Origin of the sequence: Streptomyces ipomoeae 91-03 (assembly GCF_000317595.1) — a bacterium.
In the GTDB taxonomy this organism is placed as follows: domain Bacteria; phylum Actinomycetota; class Actinomycetes; order Streptomycetales; family Streptomycetaceae; genus Streptomyces; species Streptomyces ipomoeae.
In genome coordinates, this window is the sequence record NZ_AEJC01000573.1 from 1 (window position 1) to 22,385 (window position 22,385).

A 22,385-nucleotide genomic window follows, 5' to 3' on the forward strand; every position below is an offset into this window, starting at 1 on the left:
CGGGACGGATGCGGCCCGGCGTTGTACTGATCGTTCGCGACACGCGGCAGCGTGATCCTCACACTCTCGTACGCCGCCTTCGTCAGCCCCGAGCAGTCGAAGCGTCCACCCTGGTCAGCGGTGCCGTTACCGCCCCAGAGGTAGGGCGTGCCGAGCTTCTTCTGCGCGAAGGCGATGGCCCCGGCGGCCTGCTCGCTGGGGTCGACCCGGGTCACCGGCGCCGCGAAACTCTCTCCGCCCCTCAGGAGGGCTTGCGCACCGAGGTGGACTGCCAGTTGACGACCTTCCAGCGCTCGCCCGCCGGGGCGTAGACGATCGTGTAGCGGTTCTGGATGTCGCGTGTCTCACCGGCGATCTCGGCCTTCATGACCGCCACCCCGCTGAGGAAGGCCAGCCCGCTGTGGAAACGGACGGTCTCGTCGCCGGTCTCGATGGCCAGGTACTTGGTCTTGCCGCTGCCGATCGACTGGAGCAGACCCTCCTTGGTGTCGACCCGTGCCGTCGCGTGGATCCACATCATGTCGTCGGCGAACAGTTCGGTGAGCGCGTCCACGTCCGCGCGGATCATCGCCTCACGGCGCTCCTGGTCCAGCTTGAGAATGGTGCTCGCGTCGGTCATGTTCAGTGCCCTTCCTTGGTGATCTCGACGGTGAGGCGGCCGAGGCCGGTGATCTCGCCTTCGAGGAGGTCGCCGGGTTTCATCCACTGGCCGGTGCCCAGGCCGACGCCGGCGGGGGTGCCGGTGGAGACCACGTCGCCGGGTTCCAGGGTCAGATGCTCGGTGATCTTCACCAGCTGCTCGGGGATGGACCAGATCATGTCCCGGGTGTTGGCGTCCTGCCTGGGCTCGCCGTTGAGCCAGAACCGCAGGCGCAGGTCGTTCTCGTCGACGAACCGGGCCGGCACGACGGCCGGGCCCAGCGGGCAGCTGTCGTCGAAGGCCTTGCCGCCGAACAGGTCGAACTTCACCAGGTGCTTGGGGTGGCGCTGCCAGTCCCGGGCGGACAGATCGATCGCGATCGTGTACCCGGCCACGTACTCCATCGCGTTGTCCAACGTCAGATGACGGCCCCTCTTGCCGATCACCACCGCCAGCTCCAACTCGTAGTCGAACTTCTCCGACTGTTCGGGGTAGCGGACGGTCTTGCCGGGGCCCACCAGTGTGGTCGTGGGCGGCTTGAGGAAGAAGACGGGGATCTTCTTGTCCTTCTCCCAGTCGGTGTGACCGCCGTCGTTCTTCATGTGGTCGTAGTAGTTGGCGCCGGTCAGCACGACCTTGCGGGGGTACTGGAGGGGAGTGAGCACGTCTTCGAGGGCGGCCGGGGCGGGGAGCGGCCGGGTGGTGTCCGTGCCGTCGGCGAGGCGTTCGGCGGCCTCGACGAGGATCGGCTCGGTCCGCTCCCAGTGGTCGAACACGTTCATCAGACCGCGCGCGGGCTCCGGCCGCAGGGCCTCCGGGGCGACGTCCGCGAGGGCCCAGTGACGGCCGTCGACGGACAGAACGGGCGTAGGGGTGCCGTCCACGCGGTGGGTGGCGAGAGAAAAGGTCACGGGGAAGGTCTCCGGGTTTCAAGGGGTGTGCCATCGATAGCACGGGTCGGGTCAGGATCAGGGAGCGTCTGTTGTCGTCACATGTCCAGGCTGCCGGTGGAGCTCATTCGCGCCACCGGTTCAGTACGGCACCCACCGTCGTCACGGGAGCTCGCAGCAGCTCGGTGGCCACGCGTCGGACGACTTCCTGCCTCAGCGGATCGTCGAGGTACTCGACGGGTGACTTGCCGTCGACCCTGGCCAGCAGGAGGGCCGGGAGCAGGGTGGCGGTACGGAGTTCGAGTGCCGGTCCGGGTTCCCAGTCGACTTGCTGGAAGTAGCCGGCGGCCAGGGCCTCGGCCGACGACAGCAGGGCATCGGTCCGTTCCGGCCGGACCAGGCATTTCAGCAGCAGATGGTTCAGACAGAAGGCCAGGTCGAAGGCGGGATCGCCGTACCAGGCGCACTCCGCGTCCAGGAGCACGGGGCCTGCGGGCCCCACCAGGATGTTCTTGGGGCTGACGTCACCGTGCACGAGCGCGAGCCGGGTTCGGGCCGTCCGGTCCGCCAGCTTCTGGAGGGTGCCGTGCAGTTGGGGGTGTGCCCGGCCGGTGGCGAGCAGATACGGGTCGAGGCGGAGGGCGTGGAAGGTGTCGTCCGTGGCGAAGTTCCGCGCGAGGGCGGGATCCCCGGCGCTCGCCCGGTGCAGGGAGCCGAGCAGTTCGCCGACCGAGGCGGCCGTCGTCGGCTCGACGTGACCGTTCAACAGCTGTGTCTTCCACACCCGGTGGGTCTCGGGCGGCAGATGACTCATGGCGAACAGCCCCGCCTCCGGGTCGTGGGCGAGCGGGACGGGGACGTTGTCCGGGCGGTGCCGGGCGGCGAACTCCATCCAGGCCCATTCGTGGGCGTTGCGGGAGACGGGCGCATGCCAGTCGGCGGCGACCCGCAGCTTCTCCAGCGCGCGTTTGACGCAGACGGTCCGGCCCGGGAGGTCGACCCGCCAGAGGTCCGAGGAGACACCTCCGGTCAACGGGGTCCACTCGGAGTGTTCGTCGGGTGCCGCCAGCCCCTGGGTGATCAGGAAGTCGACGAGGGCGGGCTCGACGGTGGTGGCGCTCATGCGTCCACCATCCCGGCGCCCACGAGCGCGGCCGTTCCGGCGAACGGCAGTGTGGTGTCCTCGGCGATGCGCAGGAGTTGGTTGTACTTGGCCAGCCGGTCGGAGCAGCGCACCGAGCCGATCTTGATCTGGCCGGCCGCCGTGCCGACGGCGAGGTCCGCGATGAAGGAGTCCTCGGTCTCGCCGGAGCGGGCGGAGACCACCGGCGCGTATCCGGCGTCGCGGGCGGCGGCCACGACGTCGAGGGTGCCGGAGAGCGTGCCGTTCTGGTTCGGCTTCACCAGGACCCCGTTGGCGCAGCCCTGGGCGATGCCCCGGGCGAGGCGGTCGGGGTCGGTGGTGAAGAGGTCGTCGCCGATCAGCCGTACGTCGCTGCCCAGCCGGTCGGTGAGGTCCTTCCAGCCCGCCCAGTCCTCCTCGTCGAGGGCGTCCTCGACGGACACCACCGGGTGGTCGCGAACCCAGCGGGCGACCGTCGCGGTCATCTCGGCCGCCGTGGCCCGGCGTCCCTCGCGGGCGAGGACGTAGTCGCCGGTGGCGGGGTCGTACAGGGAGTGGGCGGCGACGTCGACGGCGACGCAGATGTCGGTGCCCGGTCGTAGCCCGGCGTGCCGGCAGGCTTCGACGAGCAGTTCGAGGGCGTCGTCGCCGGTGCGCAGGCCGGGGCTGAGCCCACCCTCGTCGGCGAGGAGGGTGGGCAGCCCCCGGGCGGCCATGACCTCCGTGGCCGCGCCGCGTACTCGGGAGACGAGGTGGATCGCCTCCTCCATCGATTCCGCTCCGACCGGTACGGCGAGGAAGTCCTGGACGTCCATGCCGCGTCCGGCGTGCAGGCCGCCGCTGAGGATGTTCACCATGGGCAGCGGCAGGGTCGGGGTGTCGACCCCGGCGAGTTCGGCGATCCGCCGGTACAGCGGCTGTCCGGTGGCTTCGGCGGCGGCCCGGCAGACGGCCAGGGAGGTGCCGAGCACCGCGTTGGCGCCCAGTCGGCCGAGGCGCGGTGTGCCGTCCAGCTCGCGCAGCAGTTCGTCGACGGCCCGCTGGTCCAGGGCGTCCCGGCCGCGTACGGCGTCGGCGATCTCCCCGCCTGCGTGGGCGACGGCACGGGTGACTCCGAGGCCGCCGTACCACTCGGGGTCGCCGTCACGCAGTTCGTGGGCCTCGCTGCTGCCGGTGGATGCACCGGAGGGGACCGACGCGCGGCCGAGGGAGCCGTCGTCGAGGGTGATGTCCACCTCGACGGTCGGCCTGCCCCGGGAGTCGAGGACCTGACGGGCCCGCAGGGATCGGATGCGGCTCATGGGCGTCCTCCGGACGGGAAGCGGGGTGTGTTGCGGCCGTGGGCCGGGGGTTCGCCGCGCAGGACGCGTACGACCTCTTCGGCCGCCCGGCGTCGCAGTTCCTCGACGGAGGCGGTGGAGGAGAAGGCGATGTGCGGGGTCAGGAGGGTGCCGGACTGCTCCAGCAGGGCGGGCGGGACGTGCGGTTCGCTCTCCAGGACATCGAGCGCGGCGGCGCCCGGGCGGCCGACGGCCAGCGCCTCGGTGAGGGCTTCGGTGTCGACGAGTCCGCCCCGGCTGACGTTGACGAGGAGGGTGTCCTGGCCCATCAGAGCGAGTTCCTTGGCGCCGATGAGGTGGTGGGTCTCGGCGGTGAGCGGGGCGTGCAGGATCACCGCGTCGCTGCGGCCGAGGAGTTCGTCGAGGCCGGTCAGCTCGACCCCCGTCGTGTCGGCCGGTGGGTGGGGGCCGTGGGCGAGGACGTGGCAGCCGAAGGCGGCGAGCTTGCGGGCGGTGGCCCGGCCGATCCTGCCGTATCCGACGATGCCGCAGGTCAGTGTGGACACCCGGCGCAGTCGGGCCGCCGAGGGCTGCCACTCGCCGTTCCGTACGGCGCGGTCGAAGGCGACCAGGCCGCGGGCCCAGGCCAGCACCATCCCTACGGCGTGGTCGGAGACCTCCTCGACGCAGTAGTCGGGGACGTTGGTGACCCAGACACCGCGTTCGCCGGCCGCTTCCACGGCGATGTTGTCGAGGCCTACGCCGAGCCGGGCCACGATCCTCAGGTCGGGTGAGCCCGCGATGGCGGCGGCGGTCACCGGCGCCCAGCAGGTGAGCATCGCGGCGGGCCGGTGTTCGCGGACCAGGGCCTCGATGGTGGCGGCGGGCGCGGGGTCGGCGGGGCCGGTGACCAGGGTCAGTCCGGCGGCTTCGATGACGGTGCGTTCGACGGAGTCGTCGGGCCAGGCGTGGTCCGTGAGCAGGACCGTGGCCGAAGCGGGCGGGTGCGCGGAAGGCGCGTCCGAAGGAGGTGTGCCGGACGGGGAGGCGCCGGTCGGAGGCGTGTCGGACGGGGGCGTGGCGGGTGGGGGCGTGTTCGGGGGCATGTTCCTCATCCCGGGTCAGCGGTTGCCGTCGTGCAGGGTGATCTCGTCGGCGGTCAGCCCGCCCACGCGGGCGTGGACCCGGCCGCCGGTCGCCATGGCGAGGGCGTAGAGGATCTCGTCGGGGCGGGGGGCGTCCTGCACGCCGACCTCGATGGTGTTGAAGTGGCTGCGTACGTAGGCGGCCTCGATGTGGTGGAGCGGCACGAGCAGCCGGTAGCCGGTCGCGGCGACGACCTTGGTGGACGGCACGATGGCCTTCGGGTCGCCGAGGACCGTACGCATGGCCCAGCCGCCGGCCTCGTGCCAGACGGCACCGTGCTCCAGCTCGCCGTCGACGCCGACGACGGCGCCCTTGCCGTACGCCTGGACGTTCTTCGCGCCGAGGACGTCGAGGAGTTCCGTGGCCAGGAGGGTCCCGAGGGCGCGCAGTTCGGTCTGGAAGCCCATGAGGTCGGGTTCGTAGCGGCCGGCGAACGGGTTGCGGATCACCGCCGCCGCGGCGGCCAGACGGACCGGTTCGGCGGCGCGGGGGCCGCGCTCGTGGTGGACGGTCTCGACGGTCAGGGAGGTCTTGCGTACGTCGATGGAGGTGCCGGCGAGGAGGGAGTCGTACCCGGTCATGAGGTGAACTTGCCTTCCTTGGCGGCGAGTTGGGCGCGTACCGAGTCGCGGAACTGTTCGATCGGCATGAACTTCGGGTCGTGCCGGCACATCTGAAGGGTGTCGGCGAGGATCTGCTCGGTGGGCAGTTCGGGGTCGAAGAGGTCGCCGTGCGGCTGGGAGATGTACCAGGGGCTGTCCACGTAGAGCTCGACGGTGTTGCCCTCCGGGTCGAAGAAGTACACCGACCAGGACACCCCGTGGTTGAGGGGCTTGAGGGCCCGCACGCCGTACGCCTTGACCCTGCGGTACATCACCCGCAGGTCGTCGAGGGTTTCGAGGTGGAAGGAGATCTGGTTGATCGTGCTCTTGGGCGAGTCGGGGTCCCGGCCGCTCGCCAGTGCCACCTGGTGGTGGGTACTGGGGTCGACGCTCATGAAGACGAGGTCGGCCTTGAAGTTCTTGCCCTGGCCCCGGTCGGTGACGGCGAGGCCGAGGACGCCCGTGTAGAACTCCTCCATCTTCTTGATGTCGTAGACGTTGATGCCCATATGGGTGAGCTGAGGCCTGACGGCTGTGGTCATCCGGTGCTCCTGGGTCGCGGTGCGGCTCGTCTGCCCGGTCGGCCGGTGGCGGGCCGTGCCGTGCTGCCCCGTACGAGCAGCGTGCCGGGCGAGACCGAGGTGTACGGGGTGTCGGTCCGGGGTTTGGTGGTCAGCCGGTGCAGCAGCCACAGGGCGCAGTTGGTCGCCATCTCCTCGACCGGCAGGGCGGTCGTGGTCAGGCCGGGACCCCACCAGGAGAAGCCCGGTTCGTCGCCGAAGCCGACGACCGACAGCTCCTTGGGGACCTTGGTGCCACGGGTCCGCAGCTCCTCCAGTACGCCGAGGGTGAGCTGGACCGACGCGGTGACCAGCGCGGTCGGCGGGGCCGGCGCGTCGAGGAGTTGCCCCACCGCCGCCCGGCCGTGGTCGATGGCGGAAGGTGTGCCGAGTGCGGTGGGGCCGGCCTCCTCGGGCAGTCCCGCGTCTTCCAGCGCGGCCCGGAAGCCGCGCAGTCGCTCGGCGCTGGTGGGCAGGTCCCGTGGGCCGCCGATGTAGCCGATCCTCGTGTGGCCCAGCCCCACCAGGTGGGCCGTGGCCTGGCGCAGCACCTGGAAGTCGTCGATGCCGAACCACTGGGCGCCGAGCGAGGCGTGCCTGCGCAGCAGCTGGATGTGCGGCAGTGTCTTCAGCAGCTTCACCGAGTCGGTGTGCGGGCGGGCGCTCGGGACGATGATGACGCCCGCGACCCGGCTGGCCGACAGCTCCTTCAGCTGGCGCAGCTCACGCATCCGGTCGTCGCCGGTCTCGGAGAGGATCAGCTGGTGGCCCCTGGTCTCCATGTTCCGGGAGAGCTCGTGGGCGATCGTCGAGTAGAAGCTGTTGCGGATGTCGGGAATGACCAGCCCCACGACGCTGCTGGAGGCGCCGCGCATCATCCGCGCCGCCCGGTTGCCCACGTACCCCATCTCCGCCGCCGCCTGGCGGACCCGGAACTTGGTCGCCTCGCTGATGCGCGGATCGTCGGCGAGGGCCCGGCCCACCGTGGAGACGGCGAGGTCGAGGCGGTTGGCGATGTCCTTGGTGGTTACCACGGTGAGCGGGTCCTGTCCGTTGGCGACGGGGTGGGCCGTCCATTCTCGACGGGCTGAGCCGTCCGGCGCTGTTGTGCTAACGGTAGCAATGCGGGGTCCGCGGTCAAGAGGTCAAGGGTTCGTGGCATCGGGCAGGGCGCCCGAGCGGGGGATCGACGGTCACGTTCTTCCTACTCACCCCGTGCCGCTGCGCCCAACCACTGGAATTCCTGATGAACCGCATCGGGAAAACCGCGTTTCCCCGGGCTTAACACGGCCGTCCCGGGCGGGTCAGAGTCGGCGGCGTGACGAAGGCGGTTCCAGCGGTTCCCGCGGTCCCAGCGGTTCCTGCCGGTTCGGAAAGGACACCATCGTGACGACGACTCTCGGTCAGCCCGCCGAGCGCATCTCGCTGAGTGAGCTGCGGCGCGACCCCTATCCCGCGTTCCGGTACCTGCGTGAGCACGATCCCGTGGCCTGGGTGCCCGAGGCGGGCCGCCATCTGGTCACCCGGCACGCGGACATCATGCATGTGGAGCGGAACCCCGAGATCTTCCGGTCGTCGGAGAACCCCTCCCTGATGACCCGGTCGATCGGCGAGACCCTGCTGCGCCAGGACGGCGCCGCCCACCAGCGGCTGCGCAGGGCCGCGGAGGCGCCGCTGCGGCCCCGGGTCGTCAAGGAGCACTGGCTTCCGGTGTTCCGGCGCAATGCCGAGGACCTGCTCGCCGGACTCCGCGAACGCGGCGCGGGCGACCTCGTCGGCGACTTCGCGGGTCCGCTCGCCGCCCGTAACCTGGCCGCGCTGCTGGGGCTGCGCGACGTCCCGGACGACGACATGCAGCGGTGGTCGCAGGCGATCATCGACGCGGGCGGCAACTACGAGGAGGACCCCGAGGTCTGGGCCCGCTGTGCCCGCGCGGTGGCGGACCTCGACGCGGCGATGGACGAGATCCTGCCCACCCTGCGCCGCACACCCGACCACTCGGTGATCTCCTCGATGCTGCACGCCGACGATCCGCTCACCGTGGACGAGATCCGGACCAACGTCAGGGTCTTCCTCGGCGGCGGCCTCAACGAACCCCGCGACTCCGTCGCCACGGCCGCGTACGCCCTGCTCACCCATGACGACCAGCGGCGTGCCGTCGAGGCCGATCCCGCCCTGTGGAAGCGGGTGTTCGAGGAGGCCGTCCGGTGGGTCTCCCCCATCGGGATGTATCCGCGCCGGGTCGCCATGCGTACCGAACTCGGCGGCCGGGTGCTGGAACCCGGCGACAAGCTGGGCGTGGTCATCGCCTCCGGCAACCGCGACGAGCGGGTCTTCGACCGCCCCGACGCCTTCGACATCCATCGCGCCGAGACCGGCCACGTCGCCTTCGGCGGCGGCCCGCACTTCTGCCTCGGCACCTGGGTCTCCCGTGCCGCCGTGGGCCAGGTCGGGCTGCCGGCCCTGTTCCGTGAGCTGCCCGGACTGCGCCTCACCGAGGGCGACGTCTCCTTCGAGGGCTGGGTCTTCCGAGGCCCCCTGCGGCTCGACGCCGTCTGGAACGTCTGACGCCGCCTCCCGCACCTGAGCCTCCCGCACCTGAAAGGAAGACCCGAGCATGCCGAAAGTCACCTACGCGCAGCCCGACGGCACGGAGACCGTCCTCGACCTGGCGCCCGGCACCACCGTGATGCGCGGCGCCGTGGCGGGCGGAGTGCGTGGCATCGTCGCCGAGTGCGGCGGCAACCGGATGTGCGCCACCTGCCACGTCTACGTCGACCTCGACGAGGACACCCCGGACGTCTTCCCGCCCGTCACCGACGACGAGGACGAACTCCTCGACTGCACGGCCGAGCCACGTCAGCCGAACAGCCGCCTGAGCTGCCAGCTGACGTTGACGGAGGAGACGGGGGACGTCGTCGTGCGTGTTCCGGCGGCGCAGACATGAGCGCGCCCGGTTCCGGCGCGAGCGGCTTCGGAGTGGCGGCAGCCCCCGGCGCCGGCGCCCCCGGATCCGCTCCGGCCCCCGTCGTGATCGTCGGCGCCGGGCAGGCGGGGGTGCAGTTGGCCGACTCGCTCCGGGAGGCGGGGTACGAGGGGGCCGTCACCCTGGTCGGGGATGAGCCGGGGCTGCCCGGGCAGCGTCCGCCGCTGTCGAAGGAGTTCCTGAGCAACGACGGGCTGTCCCGGGAGGACGTGGCGCTGCGGGCGGAGCGGTTCTACGCGGAGCGGGACATCCGGCTGGTGATCGGGCGACGTGTCGTACGGATCGACCGGGCGCGTCACACGGTCGAGCTCGACGACTCCTCCATCCTCGGCTACGGCCATCTGGTGCTGGCCACGGGAACCCGCCCACGTCCGCTGCCCGTCCCCGGTGCCGACCTCGACGGCGTGCTGCCCCTGCGTACGGCCGAGGACGCCGAGCGGTTGCGGAGCCGGATGCGTGCGGCGCGGGACGTGGTCGTCGTCGGGGCCGGGTTCATCGGTCTGGAGGTGGCGGCGGCCTGCCGGGCGGCCGGGCCGCGGCCCGTCGTCGTCGACATCGCCGAGCGGGCCATGGGCCGGGCCGTGTCCGCTGCCACATCGGAGTTCTTCGCCGAACGGCACCGTGCCCTCGGCACCCGGCTGATCCTGGGCGGCGGCGTCTCCGAGCTCCTCGGCCGCGACGGCCGGGTGACCGCCGTACGGACGTCCGACGGAGCGACGCTGCCGGCGGATCTGGTGGTCGTCGGCGTCGGGGTGCTGCCGAACACGGCGCTCGCCGAGGCCGCCGGGCTGGACACGGGCGACGGCATCGTCGTCGACGCCCGGCTGGCGACCTCCGACCCGGACATCTCGGCGATCGGCGACTGCGCCGCGTTCCCCGACCCCCGCACCGGGCGGCGCATCCGGCTGGAGTCGGTGCAGAACGCCGCGGACCAGGCCCGCTGCCTCGCCGCCCGGCTGACCGGCACTCCCCGGCCGTACACCGCGCCGCCCTGGTTCTGGAGCTACCAGGGCCCGCTGAAACTGCAGATCGCCGGGCTGTCGACCGGCCATGACCTGGCCGTGGTCCGGGGAGCCGTCGAGGACGGGCGCTTCTCCGTCTTCTGCTACCGCGACCGGGAGCTGATCGCGGTGGAGTCCGTCAACCGTGCCGCGGACCATATGACGGCCCGCAAGCTCCTCGCTCTCGGCCGCTCCCCCGCCCCGGAGGAGGCCGCCGACCCGTCGTTCGACCTCAAGGCGTTCACCACAGCGCCGTCGTCCTCAGCCTCGCACTCGCACTCGCACTCGCCCGAACCAGTCGTCCACTGACGTACGACTTCCAAGGAGACCGTCATGCGCAGAGTCGTCACCGGCCACGACGCACAGGGAAGGTCGGTCGTCGTCGCCGACGGCCCCATCCCCCGCTCCCACGAGTTCGCCAGCCTCCCGGGCTGGGTGTCGGCCCTGCCCTGGGCCACCGAGCCGGGTGAGCCCGCCGACCGTACCGGCGAGGATCCGACCGCCAAGGTCACCGACTTCGTCCCGGCGCCCGCGGCACCCGTTTCATCGTGCTGACCCTGCCGCCGGACGCCCGGATGGCCGACCCGTCCTTCGACCCGGTCGCCTTCGGCCAGGAGCAGCTGGCCGAGTCCCCCGGGATCGCCGAGCGCATGGAGCTCGACAACCCCGGGATGCACACCACACCCACCGTCGACTACGGCATCGTCCTGTCCGGCGAGGCCACGCTCGAACTCGACGGCGGAGCGACGACCCGCCTCTCGGCCGGCGACATCGTCATCCAGAACGGCACCCGCCACGCCTGGCGCAACCGCGGCGAAGCACCGGTCACGCTGGCGTTCGTGCTCGTCGGAGTCCCGGTCGAGGAATAAGCCGCCCTCGACCCGTCGGTCAGGCCCGCCCCGGTGAGCGCCGGGCTGCCTGGGCCTCGCCGATGCGGTCCAGGAGGAGGAAGAGGACGGGAACGCTGAGCAGCGGGACGCACAGGAGCAGCAGGAACGAGTGCGCCGGCTGGTCGGTGAAGATCATCCAGGTTTCGAGGACGAACATGGCCACCGCGACGACCACGCCCGTGACGGTCGCCCGCTGCCATGCCGTGCGCCGTCGCGCCCCACGCTGGATCCGCTCCTCCACCTCGGGCCGTGTCTCCACGGAGGTGAGCCCGAGCCGTACGGCGACGGCGTACAGGTCGGCGAGCTCGGCGATCGGGTCGGCCAGCTGTTGCTCGTCGAAGTGGGGCAGGCGGGTCCGGCGCCCGTCCATGCGGTAGAGGTACGCCGGCCAGCGCGGGGTGCCCCACTTGCTGTCCTCGACGCGGATGCCGTAGATGTCGTACCAGGCCCAGGTGCGGGTGCGCAGCGGCCCTCGTACGGTGACCCCGTCGGCGGTGACGTACGTACGCGCCCGCCACTGTTCCAGCACCACCCGGCCACCGATGACCAGCCAGAGGACCACGGTCAGCGCTTCCCAGGCCCTCGGCCCGGGCATCGTCATCGAGCGCAGTGCGTTGAGGGTGACCACCACCGCCACGGCCGCCAGGGTGAGGTGCGCGGTCGGTACCCCCTGCCGTCTGCGGTACTCCCGCTCGATCCCGTCGTTCATCGCCACTCCCCCGCTCTCAAGGCCCTTCATGGCCCACGTATGAGGGCAGGTGGATGCTATAGCGAGCCGCTGTGGACGTACGGACAGGGGTGGCGTCCGGCCGCCGGGTACGAGCCGCTGGAGGCCATCGCCCGCAACAAGGTCGACCCGAAGCGCATCGAGACGCACTGGCCGGCCATGCGCCGGGTCGCCGGATCGCTCATCACCAACCAGGTCCGGGCTTACGACCTGCTGCGGATGTTCGGTCGCGAGGGTCACCCCACCCCGCTGGGGCAGGCATTCGCCGAGTACGGCCGCATCGACAAGACCACGCGCCTGCTCGCCCTTGTCGACCCGGTCGACGATACCTACCGGCGGCTGATGAACCGACAGCTGACCGTGCAGGAGTCCCGCCACCGCCTCGCCCGCGCGATCTGCCACGGCGGCCGGGGCCGGATCCGCCAGCCGTATCGCGGTGGAACACCCGCCACCTGGACGCCGCCGTCGCCCAGCTCCGCGCTGAGAGCCACGACATCAACAACGAGGACGTCGCCCGGCTCCCCGCTCAAGGACTCCCCGTGGGGACGAACAGACGAACCGCCCAACGGGTCGGGTGTGCAGGATCAGTCCTCGCCCTCCTCGATGGCGTCCGGGTCCCGGAAGGGACGCAGGCCCTGACCGGGGGCATCGTGAGCGACGCGAGAGCGACGTCGCGGCAGTTCCGGCAGTTCCGGCAGTTCCGGCAGTTCCGGCAGTTCCGGCAGTTCCGGCAGCGAGTATCGGATGAGGATCGTCGCCGAAAATCTCAGTTGATCCGGACCCCGGCGTATGAATACTGGCTGTCGTCTCAGTTGATCAGTTGATCTGGTCTGCTTCCGGCGTTTCGAGTTGGACTGGTGGAAGAGCGTGCGAGAGATGGCCATGCACGATGACCAAGTGGACGTGACCACCGAAACGGTTGCGACTTTGATTCGGGAACAGTTCCCTCAGTGGAGCGGCAGGGAGATCCGACTCCTGCCGTCGACCGGGACGGTCAACGCTATCTTCCGTATCGGGAACGACCTCTCGGCGCGTTTCCCACTGCGTCTGGCCGATGCCGCCGAGGCGCTGGCGTTTCTGGAGCGGGAAGCCCGGGCGAGCGCGGAGCTGGCGCGGGTGTCTCGGTTCCCCGCCCCGGAACCCGTCGCCTTGGGAAAGCCCGGAGCGGGTTACCCCATGCCGTGGTCGGTCCAGACATGGCTGCCGGGAACGGTCGCCTTTGACGCCGACCCGAGTGGGTCGGACGCTTTCGCCGAGGACCTCGCGGCCTTCATCGCAGCCCTCCGGGAGGCCGGGACGCGGGGGCGGCTCTTCAGCGGCGAGGGTCGTGGCGGCGTTCTCGCTCACCACGACGATTGGATGGCGAAGTGCTTCGAGCAGAGCAAGGGGCTGCTCGACGTGCCCCGGCTGCGCCAGGTGTGGAGCCACCTGCGGGAGTTGCCACGCACGGGTGCCGACGTGATGAGCCATCGTGACTTGACCCCCGGCAATGTACTGGTCGCGGGAGACCGGCTCAGCGGCGTACTCGACACCGGCGGCTTCGGCCCGGCCGACCCCGCGCTGGATCTGGTCAGTGCCTGGCACCTTTTGCAGCCAGGTCCGCGGGAAGTGCTCCGGCGGACACTGGACTGTGACGATCTGGAGTGGGAGCGCGGCAAGGCATGGGCGTTCGAACAGGCGATGGGTGTTGTCTGGTACTACGTCGAGAGCAATCCGACGATGAGCGGAATGGGGCGCCGGACACTCGACCGCATTCTGGAGTCGATGGAGTGATGTCGCCCCGGTTACAGGCCGTGATAAAGACGATCGCCTGCCGCCCCACCGACAGCAGCACCAACGGAAACAGATCACACGCGTCCCGGCCGCCGCCTGGCCTCCCCTTACCCCACCCCTTCAAAAACCCGGGTCATTCAACAACCCGAGAGCACCGTTTTCGTCGCGAACCACTCGCCGCACCGAATTCAAGATCGGATACGCCCGGGTCTCGACCGGCGGCCAGAAGCTCGACGTGTATCCGCGACAGCCACGTTGACGCCGCGGCCTCATACGATCGGGTCGAACCAGGTGGGCCCGTCGGACAGGGCCTGCTTGATGCGGAGCGGCCCGAACTCGTTGAGGTCCGGCAGCGCGTCCAGTGAGAACCAGCCGACGTCCAGCGACTCGTCGTCGTTGACGCGGGCCTCGCCGCCGACGGCCCGGCAGCGGAACGTGATGTCCATGAACTGGCAGACGTCCCCGTTCTCGTACCGCACCTGGTCCAGCGCCTGCACGAGGACGACCCGTTCGGCCACGCACCGGACGGCCGTCTCCTCGAAGACCTCCCGCACGGCGCAGGCGGCGGGCTGCTCCCCCGGCTCCGGGATTCCGCCGATCAGCGACCACTTGCCGGTGTCGGACCGGCGGTTGAGAAGCACCCTGCCCTCGTCGTCGAAGACGAGGGCGGTGACTCCGGGGAGCCAGAGCAGTTGGTGACCGGCGGATTCGCGGAGTGTGTGGATGAAGTCAGGGGTAGGCATGGGACCGACCCTAACGGGCCGGTACCCTCACCCCCGCCGTTCCCCGGCGCGCACGAGAGGCGTACGGCTACACGCCACCGGCGCGCCGCCCGCGCACACCGGCCCCGATCGCCCAGCCGAGCCCACCCGCCGCGACCAGCAGCAGAAGCATCTCGGGCAGCACACCGACCTTGGTGGCGGGCGTCTGAGAGGAGCGCAGCGGCACCTTCTGGACCAGCGAGTCGGCGACGAACATCCCGGTCTTCTGGGTGATCTTCCCGTCCGGCATGATGATCGCGCTGACGCCGCTGGTCACCGGCACGGTGACGGTGCGGCTGTGCTCGACGGCACGGACGCGGGACATGGCGAGCTGCTGGTACGTCATCTCGCTGCGGTCGAAGGTCGCGTTGTTGCTCGGCACCGAGATCAGCTGCGCGCCGTCGGTGACCTCGGAACGCACGGCCCAGTCGAAGGCCGCTTCATAACAGGTGACCAGTCCGACCTTGGCGCCGTCCATGGTGAACACCCCGGGTTCGGTGCCCCGGCTGAAGTCCTGGCGGACCATGGATGTCCACTCGCCGTTGATGGCGCCGATGAGCCCCCGCAGCGGCAGGTACTCGCCGAACGGCTGGATCTGGCGCTTGTCGTAGGTGTCGGTGGGGCCCTTCTCCGGATCCCACAGGATCTGTTCGTTGTAGAGCTTGCCGTCCCTCTCGACCACACCGCCGACCGAGATGGGGGCGCCGATGGCGGTGGCCGCCCGCTCGATCACCTCGCGGGCGTCGGAGTTGGCGAAGGGGTCGATGTCGGAGGAGTTCTCCGGCCACAGCACGAAGTCGGGCTGAGCGACCTTACCGGCCTTGACCTCGGCGGCCAGCCGCTCGGTCTCCTTGGCGTGGTAGTCGAGCACGGCCCGCCGCTGGGCGTTGAAGTCGAGCCCCAGACGCGGGACGTTGCCCTGGATGACCGCGACGGTCGCGGTGCCGTCCTCGGCCTTGTCGCTCACCAGGGCGCGCGACGCGAGAGCACCGACCACGGGCACGGCCACGCTCAGCGCCGCCACGGCAGCGGTCCCCTTGCGCACGGCGACACCGGCGCGCCGCCCCTCGACGACCAGACGTACGACCTCGTACAGGCCGAAACCGCACAGGACGACCCCGAAGCCGAGCACCGGGGTGCCGCCGAGCGCGGCCAGCGGCAGGAAGACCCCGTCCGCCTGGCCGAAGGCGATCTTTCCCCAGGGGAAGCCGTTGAACGGGGCACGCGCGCGTGCCGCCTCCCCGGCGATCCACAGGGCGGCGGCCCACACCGGCCGGCCGGGCAGCTTGGACACGACGGCCACACCCGCGCCGACGAGCGCCACGAACACCGCCTCGATGGCGGCGAGCGCGATCCACGGCACGGGGCCGACCTCGACGCCCGTCCACACCAGCAGCGGCAGCAGGAACCCGAGGCCGAAGAGATAGCCGAGGCCGAGCCCGGCCTTCCAGCCGCGCCCGCGCAGCACCCAGCCGAAGACCGCGAAGGCCGGCAGGGCCAGCCACCACAGGGTGCGCGGCGGGAAACTGACGTAGAGCAGCACCCCGGAGAGCGCCGCGGCGACGGCCGGAAGGAGCTTGTCGACCCAGTAGGACACCCGGGACACGGGCGCTGCCGGGGGTTCGAGCTGTTCCGGCTCGTCTACGGGAGTGGCGGTGACGGTCACTCGGGGAGTGTACGGCGGCTTCCCCCGGCATCGACAGCGCGGTCCGCCCGCCCCCGGTGAGGCATGTGCCGCACAATCACCGCAACGTTCCTGCGCAACTCATCCACAAACCGGCGCATCACCCGTTACGGTGTGCCCGAGCCTCTGACGTGCGGCCGGAGTGGGGCCGAGCCGTCGCGTCGGGGCCCGGCACAGTCGGGGGGCGACGGGTGGGGTCCACGGGGACGCAGTCCGCGGCCGGTACGTCGGCCGCGTATGACAGACGGAACGTTTCTGATGTCACAGGTGTGCTCCTGTTGGGGGCATGCGCGGCCTGGTCACTGATCACGGCGGCGACACGGGGCGGCCGCCCCGAGGGTGTGCTGCTGGCGGTGCTCGCCCTGTCGGCCGGCTATGCGGCGGGCCGGATCAGCGGGGCCCTCCTGCCGGTGCTGGCGCCCGGGGTCGGTGCGCTCGCCGGTCTCGGTCTGGCGATCACCGCCCCGCACACCATGGGTGGCTCACCGCTCGTCCCGCCGCTCGGGCACACGGGCGCGACCGCCGCGCTGCTGGCCCTGTCCACGGGCGCCGCCTGCTGTGCCGCGTGGGCGGCCCGCGCGCCCGGGCTGCGGCTCGCCCTGTGGCTGCTGGCCGTCGGGGTCGCGGTGACGGCGGCCGTGCTCGACTCGACCACCGGTCTCTTCGCGTGCGCCGGGGTCCTGCTGTGCTCGCTCGCCGCGGCCCGCATACGCCACCGGGGCCTGGGTCTCTCGGGGCTCGCGCTGGTCACGGCCCTGGTGACGGGGACGGCCTGGGCGATCGCCGAGAACATACTGCCGTCCGGGCCGACCGACGCGCTGGAGGGCGAGCTCACCCCGCACCGAATCTCGCTGTGGCGCGACGCCCTCGGCCTGGCGCACGAGGACCCGCTGCTGGGCGCGGGCCCCGGCCGCTTCGGGGAACTCAGTACGACGATCACCCTGTCGGCGCCGTCCGACGACAAACCGCACTCGGCGCCCTTCCAGCTGGCGGCCGAGCAGGGGCTGATCGGTGTCGCCCTGCTCGCCACGGTGTTCTGCTGGGTGCTGTACGTCCTGTGGCGGACCCCTCGTCCCACGCCGGTCGTCCTCACCGCGGGCGCCGCCCTGACCGCGCTGGTCGCGATCGCGGCGGTCGGCAACGCGCTGAGCTTCACGACGGTGACGGCGGGCGCGGGCCTGCTCGCGGGGATGGCGACGGCACGGCCTCTCACGGACGAGGAGGACGGGGTGGGCGTACCGGAACGCGACGCCCCCTACGGCGACTGACCGATGAGGTCTCAGCGTGGCGCGACAGGTGAAGCCGTCAGCGCGCGGGGCCGGGCGCCTTCGGCTTCAGGTGAGCCCGGATGACCCGTACGGCCGTCTCCGCGTTGTCCACGGTGATGGTGAACGTGTGGCCGTCCCAGAGGCGCAGCACAACGCCCTCACCACGCCGTACGACGACGGCGGTGCCCTTGTGGGGCCGCCAGCGGTAGCCCCAGCCGCCCCACTGGTGGGGGGTGACGCACGGTGCGAAGTCGGCGTCGCTGATCTGTGAGAGGGGGATGCGGCGGCGTGGTACGCCGATGTGGCCGCAGCGCACTTCGAGGTAGTCCTCGTCGATCCGCACGGAGACGTGCACGAAGGCGAGCGTGCCGAACAGGACGAGCAGTCCGGCGGCGATGCAGCCGACGACGGACATGACGAGCGGGGTGATACCGGATGTCCACGCGGAGTCGATCGCGAGTTCGATACCCAGCGCCATGCAGGCGGCGCCGCCGAGTGCCAGGAGCCACTGGCCGCGGTTGCTCGCGCGGCCGGTCCAGACCTCGGGTCGGGGGGCTTCGGGGGTGCCCGTCTCGCCGTGGGGGTCGTCCCTCATGCCCATGAGCCTACTCAGATTCCGGAGCGCGGGCACCTGGTCGCGGAGCGTTACTGCTCCGGGCGTAGGGCCGGGGCGGGACCGACCGCCTGGAGCAGCCTGCCTTCCGCGTAGGCGAGTGCCGGGGCGGGCAGTGAGCCCTCGCGTCCGCTGAGGATCACCGTCAGGGTCGCGCCGCCCGGGTCGGCGTCGGGTGCCGGGAGTTCGCCGATGCGGCGCAGCGCCTGGGCGGCCACGGCGCCCGCGGAACCGTGCAGGACCAGGGGCGGCAGGCCCGGTTTCCTCAGGGCCGCGCGGATGCGGTCGGCGACCAGTTCGTAATGGGTGCAGCCCAGGACGACGGTCGTTACATCGTCGGGCGTGAGCGCGGCGGCGGCGGCGATCGCGGCGTCGATGGCCGCCTCGTCGGCGTGCTCCACGGCCTCGGCGAGCCCCCAGCAGGGCACCTCGGTGACGGCGACCCCGTGGGCGAACTCCTCGATGAGTCCGCGCTGGTAGGGGCTGCCGGTGGTGGCGGGCGTCGCCCAGATGGTGAAGGGGCCGCCGCCCGCCGCGGCCGGCTTGATCGCCGGGACCGTGCCGATGACCGGCAGAGAGGGTTCGAGGAGGGCGCGCAGGGCGGGCAGCGCGTGCACGGAGGCGGTGTTGCAGCCGACGATCAGGGCGTCCGGCCGGTGCTCGGCAGCCGCCTCGGCGACGGCCAGGGCGCGCTGGGTCAGGTCCTGTGGGGTGCGTGGGCCCCAGGGCATGCCGTCGGGGTCCGAGGAGATCACGAGATCCGCGTCGGGTCGCAGCCGCTGTACCGCGGCGGCGGCGGGGAGCAGACCGATACCGGAGTCCATGAGCGCGATCTTCACCCGGCCACGATAGACGATTGCCTCGGTGGGGCCGCCGCCGTGGGGCAGACTGCGAAGGTGAGCGCCATCGCGTGGACCGCCGCAGGATCACTCGCCGCCTGGCTGTGGCTGCTGCTCGGCCAGGGCTTCTTCTGGCGCACGGATGTGCGTCTGCCACCCCGCCGGGATCCCGACGACTGGCCGTACGTCTGTGTGGTCGTCCCCGCCCGCGACGAGGCGGCCGTCCTGCCCGAGAGCCTGCCGTCGCTGCTGACCCAGGACTATCCCGGCCGCGCGGAGGTCTTCCTGGTCGACGACGGCAGTTCGGACGGCACCGGCGAGCTGGCCCGCGCGCTGGCGCTGCTCCACGGCGGGCTGCCCCTCACCGTCTCCTCGCCCGGGGAGCCGCCCGCCGGCTGGACGGGCAAGCTCTGGGCCGTGCGGCATGGAATCGGGCTGGCACGCGCGCGTGCACCGGAGTTCCTGCTGCTGACGGACGCGGACATCGCCCATCGCCCGGACAGCCTGCGGCAGCTGGTCGCGGCGGCCCGCGCCGGCGGCTACGACCTCGTGTCGCAGCCCCCCCGCCTGCGCGCCGACAGCGGATGGGAACGGCTCGTCGTGCCCGCGTTCGTGTATTTCTTCGCCCAGCTGTATCCGTTCCGCTGGATCGGTGTACGGGGCTCGCGCACGGCCGCCGCGGCGGGCGGCTGCGTGCTCCTGCGGACGGACGCGGCCGAGCGGGCGCGGATCCCGGACGCGATCCGCCAGGCCGTCATCGACGACGTGGCGCTCGCCCGCGCGGTCAAGCGCGGCGGTGGCCACATCTGGTTGGGCCTCGCGGACCGCGTGGACAGCGTGCGGCCCTATCCCCGGCTGCACGACCTGTGGCGCATGGTCGCGCGCAGCGCCTACGCCCAGCTGCTGCACAACCCGCTGCTGCTCATCGGCACGGTCCTCGGCCTGGCGCTGGTGTATCTGGTACCGCCCGCCGCGCTCCTCGTGGGCCTCGGCACGGCGGCCCCCTGGGCGGCGGGAGTCGGCGGGGCGGCCTGGCTGCTGATGACGGCGACGTACATCCCGATGCTGCGTCAATACGCTCAGCCGCTGTGGCTCGCTCCCCTGTTGCCCTTCACCGCGTTCCTGTATCTGCTGATGACGGTCGATTCCGCGGTGCAGCACTACAGGGGACGCGGTGCGGCGTGGAAGGGCCGCACCTACGCCCGCCCGGACCCGGTCCCGGACGAGAGCTAGCCCGCCACCCCCGAAAGACCCCTATACACCCTATATAGGGGCATATGGAGGCCTTCTCGCCGGGCCGTCCGTGGCCCTTACTTCCGACCGGGGGTCCAGTTCATCCCCCACCCATAGGCGTAGTCGACCGTGCGCTGCGGGCTCACGCCGCGTTCGGGGACCAGGTAGCGGGCCTCGCGCTGGACGATCAGGTCGCCGCCCTGGTTGGTGATGAGGGCGAGGGCGCACACGGTGGACGGGACGGTGCACTCGTCGAGGGAGAAGTCGACGGGCGCGCCGTGCTGGGGCTGGAGGGTGACCGTGGCGTGGAGGTCGGCGAAGGAGCGGGCGCCCTCGTAGATGGTCACGAAGATGAGGATGCGCCGGAAGGCGTGCTTGTGGTCCAGGTTGATGGTGAGGTTCTCGCCGCTCGCGACGGCGCCGGTGCGGTCGTCGCCGTCGAGGTGGATGTACGGCGGCCGGTGCAGCGCTCCGAAGGCGTTGCCGAGGGCCTGGACGACGCCTTTGCTGCCGTCGGACAGTTCGAACAGGGCGCACAGGTCGAGGTCGAGGTCGGCGTGCATGGCGACGGCCCGGCCGAGTTTACTGCCCCACCCGGTGAACTGTTTGCGCACCTCCCAGTTGAGGTTCACGCGCATGGCACCGGAGGTGCCGCCCTGCTTGGTCAGGGAGACCGCCGGGGCCTCCTTGGTGAGCGTGACCTTGGTGAGGCGGACGGGGGCGGGAGGCGGCGTGGGCGGGGCCGGGGGCACGGGCGGTGCGGCCGTCACCGGGGGCGGCGCGGTGACGGGCGGGGCGACGGGCGCGGGCGGTGCCGGGGCCGCGTGCTGCGGCTCGTCGACGGTGATGCCGAAGTCGGTGGCGAGGCCTTCGAGTCCGCTGCTGTAGCCCTGGCCGACGGCGCGGAACTTCCAGGCGCCCTGGCGGCGGTAGAACTCTCCGAGCACGAAAGCGGTCTCGACGCCGGCGTCCTTACTGTCGAAACGGGCGACCTCGGTGCCCGCGCGGTCGTCGAGGACTCGTATGTACAGCCCGGGTACCTGCCCGAAGGTGCCGCCGTCGGAGGAGGCGGCGAGGACGACGGTCTCGACGGCGGGCTCCACGCGCGCGAGGTCGACGAGCAGCGAGTCGGTCACCTGGCCGCCGGTGTCCCGCTTGCCCTCGTGGCGGACCGCGCCGGAGGAGTGGGCCGGCTGGTTGTAGAAGACGAAGTCCGCGTCGGTGCGCACCTTTCCGGCGACCAGCAGCAGGGCCGAGGCGTCCGCTTCGGGGACGCCCGGTCCGGAACGCCAGCCCAATTCCACGCGTAGCGCCGTGGTCGGCACGACGACGTTCGATCCTTTCGGCATTGACATGTCTGCCCCCATCAGAAGGTCGTCCAGAAGGTGATCGCCAGGCCGGTCCCACGTTGTCCGCCGGATCCGTTCGGCTCCGTTGTCGGCGCCAAACCTATTCCTCCGGGTACCGGAAGCCCCAGAACCCGTACCAAAGATCAGTGGCCAACCCCTGGTAACCCGCACGGAACTCGCCCTTTACACGATCAGAACGTACCTCGCTGCCCCTTTTCGCCAAGTTCGCTCGCATTGGGGATCCGGCGTCACTGCCGACACGGAAAACAACCCTCTTATCGGTCTCCCCAACCAGCACATCGTGGGCTTAACTTATGTGCCATGACCTCCCCCCGCTCCACCTATGGCGGCGGTTACTACTCCGCCTCGTCCTTCGCGGACACCCCGATCTACGACTCTCTCGTCGCCGAGCGGGGAACCCCTCAGATCGCGCCGATCCGAGTCCCCGCCGCGTACGACACGCCGGGCAGCAATCTGCCCGCGCTCCCGGCGGCGCTCCCCGCGCTGCCGGCGGGCCCGTCCCAGCCCTCCCCCGCCTACGGTTATCCGCAGGCCCAACAGCCCTCGCCGCTGCAGCAGGCGCCCAACGCGTACATCCCGCAGCAGGCCGCGGGTCCGCGTGGTTACCCGGGCGTCCAGCCACCGCAGCAGCAGCGCCCCATGGGCACCGGCACGGGGTACGAGGCCATGCGCCCCGCGGCTCCGCGCCCGGCCCCGGCCGCCCCGTACCCGCAGGACCCGTACAACGGCCAGCAGTACCGCGGGTACTGAGTCGTCTGAGGCATTCCGTGTGGGGACGTCACCGCCTACTGGCAGGATGATCCCCATGGGGAATCCGCTACTGCACTCGATCCACGTCCACCCGCTGAAGGCGGCTCGGGGTTTCGCCGCCGACGAGGCCGTCGTGGAGCCCTGGGGGCTGGCGGGCGACCGCCGCTGGGTGCTGGTGGACGACTCGGGCAAGGTCATCACGCAACGTCCGCAGCCGCGCATGGCGTTGGCCGCCGCCGGGCTTCTGCC

At 71.3% G+C, this 22,385-nt stretch carries 24 protein-coding genes and 2 pseudogenes; 11 read left to right on the top strand and 15 right to left on the bottom strand.

The features are described from left to right. The 9 genes and pseudogenes from STRIP9103_RS37200 to STRIP9103_RS37240 form a co-directional block, all read right to left on the bottom strand. Window positions 1–233, bottom strand: a pseudogene (locus STRIP9103_RS37200) (C40 family peptidase); the annotation flags it as partial. Window positions 234–241: 8 nt separating this feature from the next. After that, window positions 242–619, bottom strand: a complete 378-nt coding sequence (locus STRIP9103_RS37205; RefSeq protein WP_009333443.1) for a nuclear transport factor 2 family protein — start codon at window positions 617–619, stop codon at window positions 242–244. Window positions 620–621: 2 nt separating this feature from the next. After that, window positions 622–1,551 (bottom strand): fumarylacetoacetate hydrolase family protein, encoded by a 930-nt coding sequence (locus STRIP9103_RS37210; RefSeq protein WP_009333440.1) that lies wholly within the window; start codon window positions 1,549–1,551, stop codon window positions 622–624. A 103-nt stretch (window positions 1,552–1,654) separates the two neighbouring features. After that, window positions 1,655–2,653, bottom strand: coding sequence for a phosphotransferase family protein (locus STRIP9103_RS37215; protein WP_009333445.1), 999 nt, complete (start codon window positions 2,651–2,653; stop codon window positions 1,655–1,657). Further along, window positions 2,650–3,954, bottom strand: a complete 1,305-nt coding sequence (gene eno, locus STRIP9103_RS37220; RefSeq protein WP_009333432.1) for a phosphopyruvate hydratase — start codon at window positions 3,952–3,954, stop codon at window positions 2,650–2,652. The genes STRIP9103_RS37215 and eno overlap by 4 nt, the downstream gene beginning before the upstream one ends. Next, complete coding sequence (locus STRIP9103_RS37225) at window positions 3,951–5,039, bottom strand: C-terminal binding protein (RefSeq protein WP_100244091.1); 1,089 nt, start codon at window positions 5,037–5,039, stop codon at window positions 3,951–3,953. Before STRIP9103_RS37225 ends, eno begins: the two co-directional genes overlap by 4 nt. Before the next feature lie 15 nt (window positions 5,040–5,054). After that, window positions 5,055–5,660, bottom strand: a complete 606-nt coding sequence (locus STRIP9103_RS37230; protein WP_009333427.1) for an amino acid synthesis family protein — start codon at window positions 5,658–5,660, stop codon at window positions 5,055–5,057. Continuing rightward, a complete protein-coding gene (locus tag STRIP9103_RS37235) occupies window positions 5,657–6,223 on the bottom strand; it encodes a VOC family protein (RefSeq protein ID WP_009333438.1) in 567 nt (188 codons plus the stop codon). The genes STRIP9103_RS37230 and STRIP9103_RS37235 overlap by 4 nt, the downstream gene beginning before the upstream one ends. After that, window positions 6,220–7,275, bottom strand: a complete 1,056-nt coding sequence (locus tag STRIP9103_RS37240) for a LacI family DNA-binding transcriptional regulator (protein WP_009333431.1) — start codon at window positions 7,273–7,275, stop codon at window positions 6,220–6,222. Before STRIP9103_RS37240 ends, STRIP9103_RS37235 begins: the two co-directional genes overlap by 4 nt. A 352-nt stretch (window positions 7,276–7,627) precedes the next feature. On the opposite strand from STRIP9103_RS37240, the gene STRIP9103_RS37245 reads away from it, so the two are divergent. The 5 genes from STRIP9103_RS37245 to STRIP9103_RS52320 are packed head-to-tail and all read left to right on the top strand — an operon-like array spanning window position 7,628 to window position 11,097. Next, window positions 7,628–8,809: a cytochrome P450 gene (locus STRIP9103_RS37245; RefSeq protein ID WP_009333448.1), complete on the top strand. Its 1,182-nt coding sequence runs from the start codon at window positions 7,628–7,630 to the stop codon at window positions 8,807–8,809. Between the two features lie 49 nt (window positions 8,810–8,858). After that, entirely contained in the window at window positions 8,859–9,188 is a 330-nt protein-coding gene (locus tag STRIP9103_RS37250) for a 2Fe-2S iron-sulfur cluster-binding protein (protein WP_009333425.1), read from the top strand. Beyond that, complete coding sequence (locus tag STRIP9103_RS37255; protein ID WP_009333436.1) at window positions 9,185–10,537, top strand: NAD(P)/FAD-dependent oxidoreductase; 1,353 nt, start codon at window positions 9,185–9,187, stop codon at window positions 10,535–10,537. Before STRIP9103_RS37250 ends, STRIP9103_RS37255 begins: the two co-directional genes overlap by 4 nt. A 24-nt stretch (window positions 10,538–10,561) precedes the next feature. Further along, window positions 10,562–10,783 (top strand): hypothetical protein, encoded by a 222-nt coding sequence (locus tag STRIP9103_RS52315; RefSeq protein ID WP_009333433.1) that lies wholly within the window; start codon window positions 10,562–10,564, stop codon window positions 10,781–10,783. Beyond that, window positions 10,777–11,097 carry a cupin domain-containing protein gene (locus tag STRIP9103_RS52320; RefSeq protein WP_009333430.1) on the top strand — a complete coding sequence of 107 codons (321 nt, stop codon included), beginning with the start codon at window positions 10,777–10,779 and terminating at the stop codon, window positions 11,095–11,097. Before STRIP9103_RS52315 ends, STRIP9103_RS52320 begins: the two co-directional genes overlap by 7 nt. Before the next feature lie 19 nt (window positions 11,098–11,116). On the opposite strand, the gene STRIP9103_RS37265 is transcribed toward STRIP9103_RS52320, so the two are convergent. Further along, window positions 11,117–11,827 carry a PH domain-containing protein gene (locus STRIP9103_RS37265; RefSeq protein ID WP_078614180.1) on the bottom strand — a complete coding sequence of 237 codons (711 nt, stop codon included), beginning with the start codon at window positions 11,825–11,827 and terminating at the stop codon, window positions 11,117–11,119. A gap of 102 nt (window positions 11,828–11,929) precedes the next feature. On the opposite strand from STRIP9103_RS37265, the pseudogene STRIP9103_RS52325 reads away from it, so the two are divergent. Both STRIP9103_RS52325 and STRIP9103_RS37275 read left to right on the top strand, forming a co-directional pair. Continuing rightward, a pseudogene (locus tag STRIP9103_RS52325) lies at window positions 11,930–12,286 on the top strand (Tn3 family transposase); the annotation flags it as partial. Window positions 12,287–12,721: 435 nt separating this feature from the next. Then, entirely contained in the window at window positions 12,722–13,618 is an 897-nt protein-coding gene (locus tag STRIP9103_RS37275) for an aminoglycoside phosphotransferase family protein (protein ID WP_048821668.1), read from the top strand. A gap of 269 nt (window positions 13,619–13,887) precedes the next feature. On the opposite strand, the gene STRIP9103_RS37280 is transcribed toward STRIP9103_RS37275, so the two are convergent. Beyond that, window positions 13,888–14,361: an NUDIX hydrolase gene (locus STRIP9103_RS37280; RefSeq protein ID WP_009333435.1), complete on the bottom strand. Its 474-nt coding sequence runs from the start codon at window positions 14,359–14,361 to the stop codon at window positions 13,888–13,890. Between the two features lie 67 nt (window positions 14,362–14,428). Further along, complete coding sequence (lnt, locus tag STRIP9103_RS37285; protein ID WP_009333426.1) at window positions 14,429–16,045, bottom strand: apolipoprotein N-acyltransferase; 1,617 nt, start codon at window positions 16,043–16,045, stop codon at window positions 14,429–14,431. Between the two features lie 287 nt (window positions 16,046–16,332). Here lnt and STRIP9103_RS37290 point away from each other — a divergent pair, with 287 nt between their 5' ends. Continuing rightward, window positions 16,333–17,331: an O-antigen ligase family protein gene (locus tag STRIP9103_RS37290; protein WP_009333429.1), complete on the top strand. Its 999-nt coding sequence runs from the start codon at window positions 16,333–16,335 to the stop codon at window positions 17,329–17,331. Between the two features lie 37 nt (window positions 17,332–17,368). Here the strand turns inward: STRIP9103_RS37290 and STRIP9103_RS37295 are convergent, their stop codons facing one another. Together STRIP9103_RS37295 and STRIP9103_RS37300 are read right to left on the bottom strand one after the other, a co-directional pair. Further along, entirely contained in the window at window positions 17,369–17,926 is a 558-nt protein-coding gene (locus tag STRIP9103_RS37295; RefSeq protein ID WP_048821672.1) for a hypothetical protein, read from the bottom strand. 50 nt (window positions 17,927–17,976) lie between these two features. Continuing rightward, window positions 17,977–18,783 (bottom strand): glutamate racemase, encoded by an 807-nt coding sequence (locus tag STRIP9103_RS37300; RefSeq protein ID WP_009333428.1) that lies wholly within the window; start codon window positions 18,781–18,783, stop codon window positions 17,977–17,979. A 57-nt stretch (window positions 18,784–18,840) separates the two neighbouring features. On the opposite strand from STRIP9103_RS37300, the gene STRIP9103_RS37305 reads away from it, so the two are divergent. Further along, entirely contained in the window at window positions 18,841–20,016 is a 1,176-nt protein-coding gene (locus tag STRIP9103_RS37305; RefSeq protein ID WP_009333449.1) for a glycosyltransferase, read from the top strand. A 77-nt stretch (window positions 20,017–20,093) separates the two neighbouring features. Here the strand turns inward: STRIP9103_RS37305 and STRIP9103_RS37310 are convergent, their stop codons facing one another. Then, on the bottom strand, window positions 20,094–21,371 hold the full coding sequence (locus tag STRIP9103_RS37310) for a TerD family protein (protein WP_009333437.1): 1,278 nt from the start codon (window positions 21,369–21,371) through the stop codon (window positions 20,094–20,096). A 315-nt stretch (window positions 21,372–21,686) separates the two neighbouring features. On the opposite strand from STRIP9103_RS37310, the gene STRIP9103_RS37315 reads away from it, so the two are divergent. Then, window positions 21,687–22,136, top strand: coding sequence for a DUF6643 family protein (locus STRIP9103_RS37315; protein ID WP_009333446.1), 450 nt, complete (start codon window positions 21,687–21,689; stop codon window positions 22,134–22,136). 55 nt (window positions 22,137–22,191) lie between these two features. Continuing rightward, the coding region (locus tag STRIP9103_RS37320) for an MOSC N-terminal beta barrel domain-containing protein (protein ID WP_009333434.1) at window positions 22,192–22,385 on the top strand (194 nt) is incomplete at its 3' end.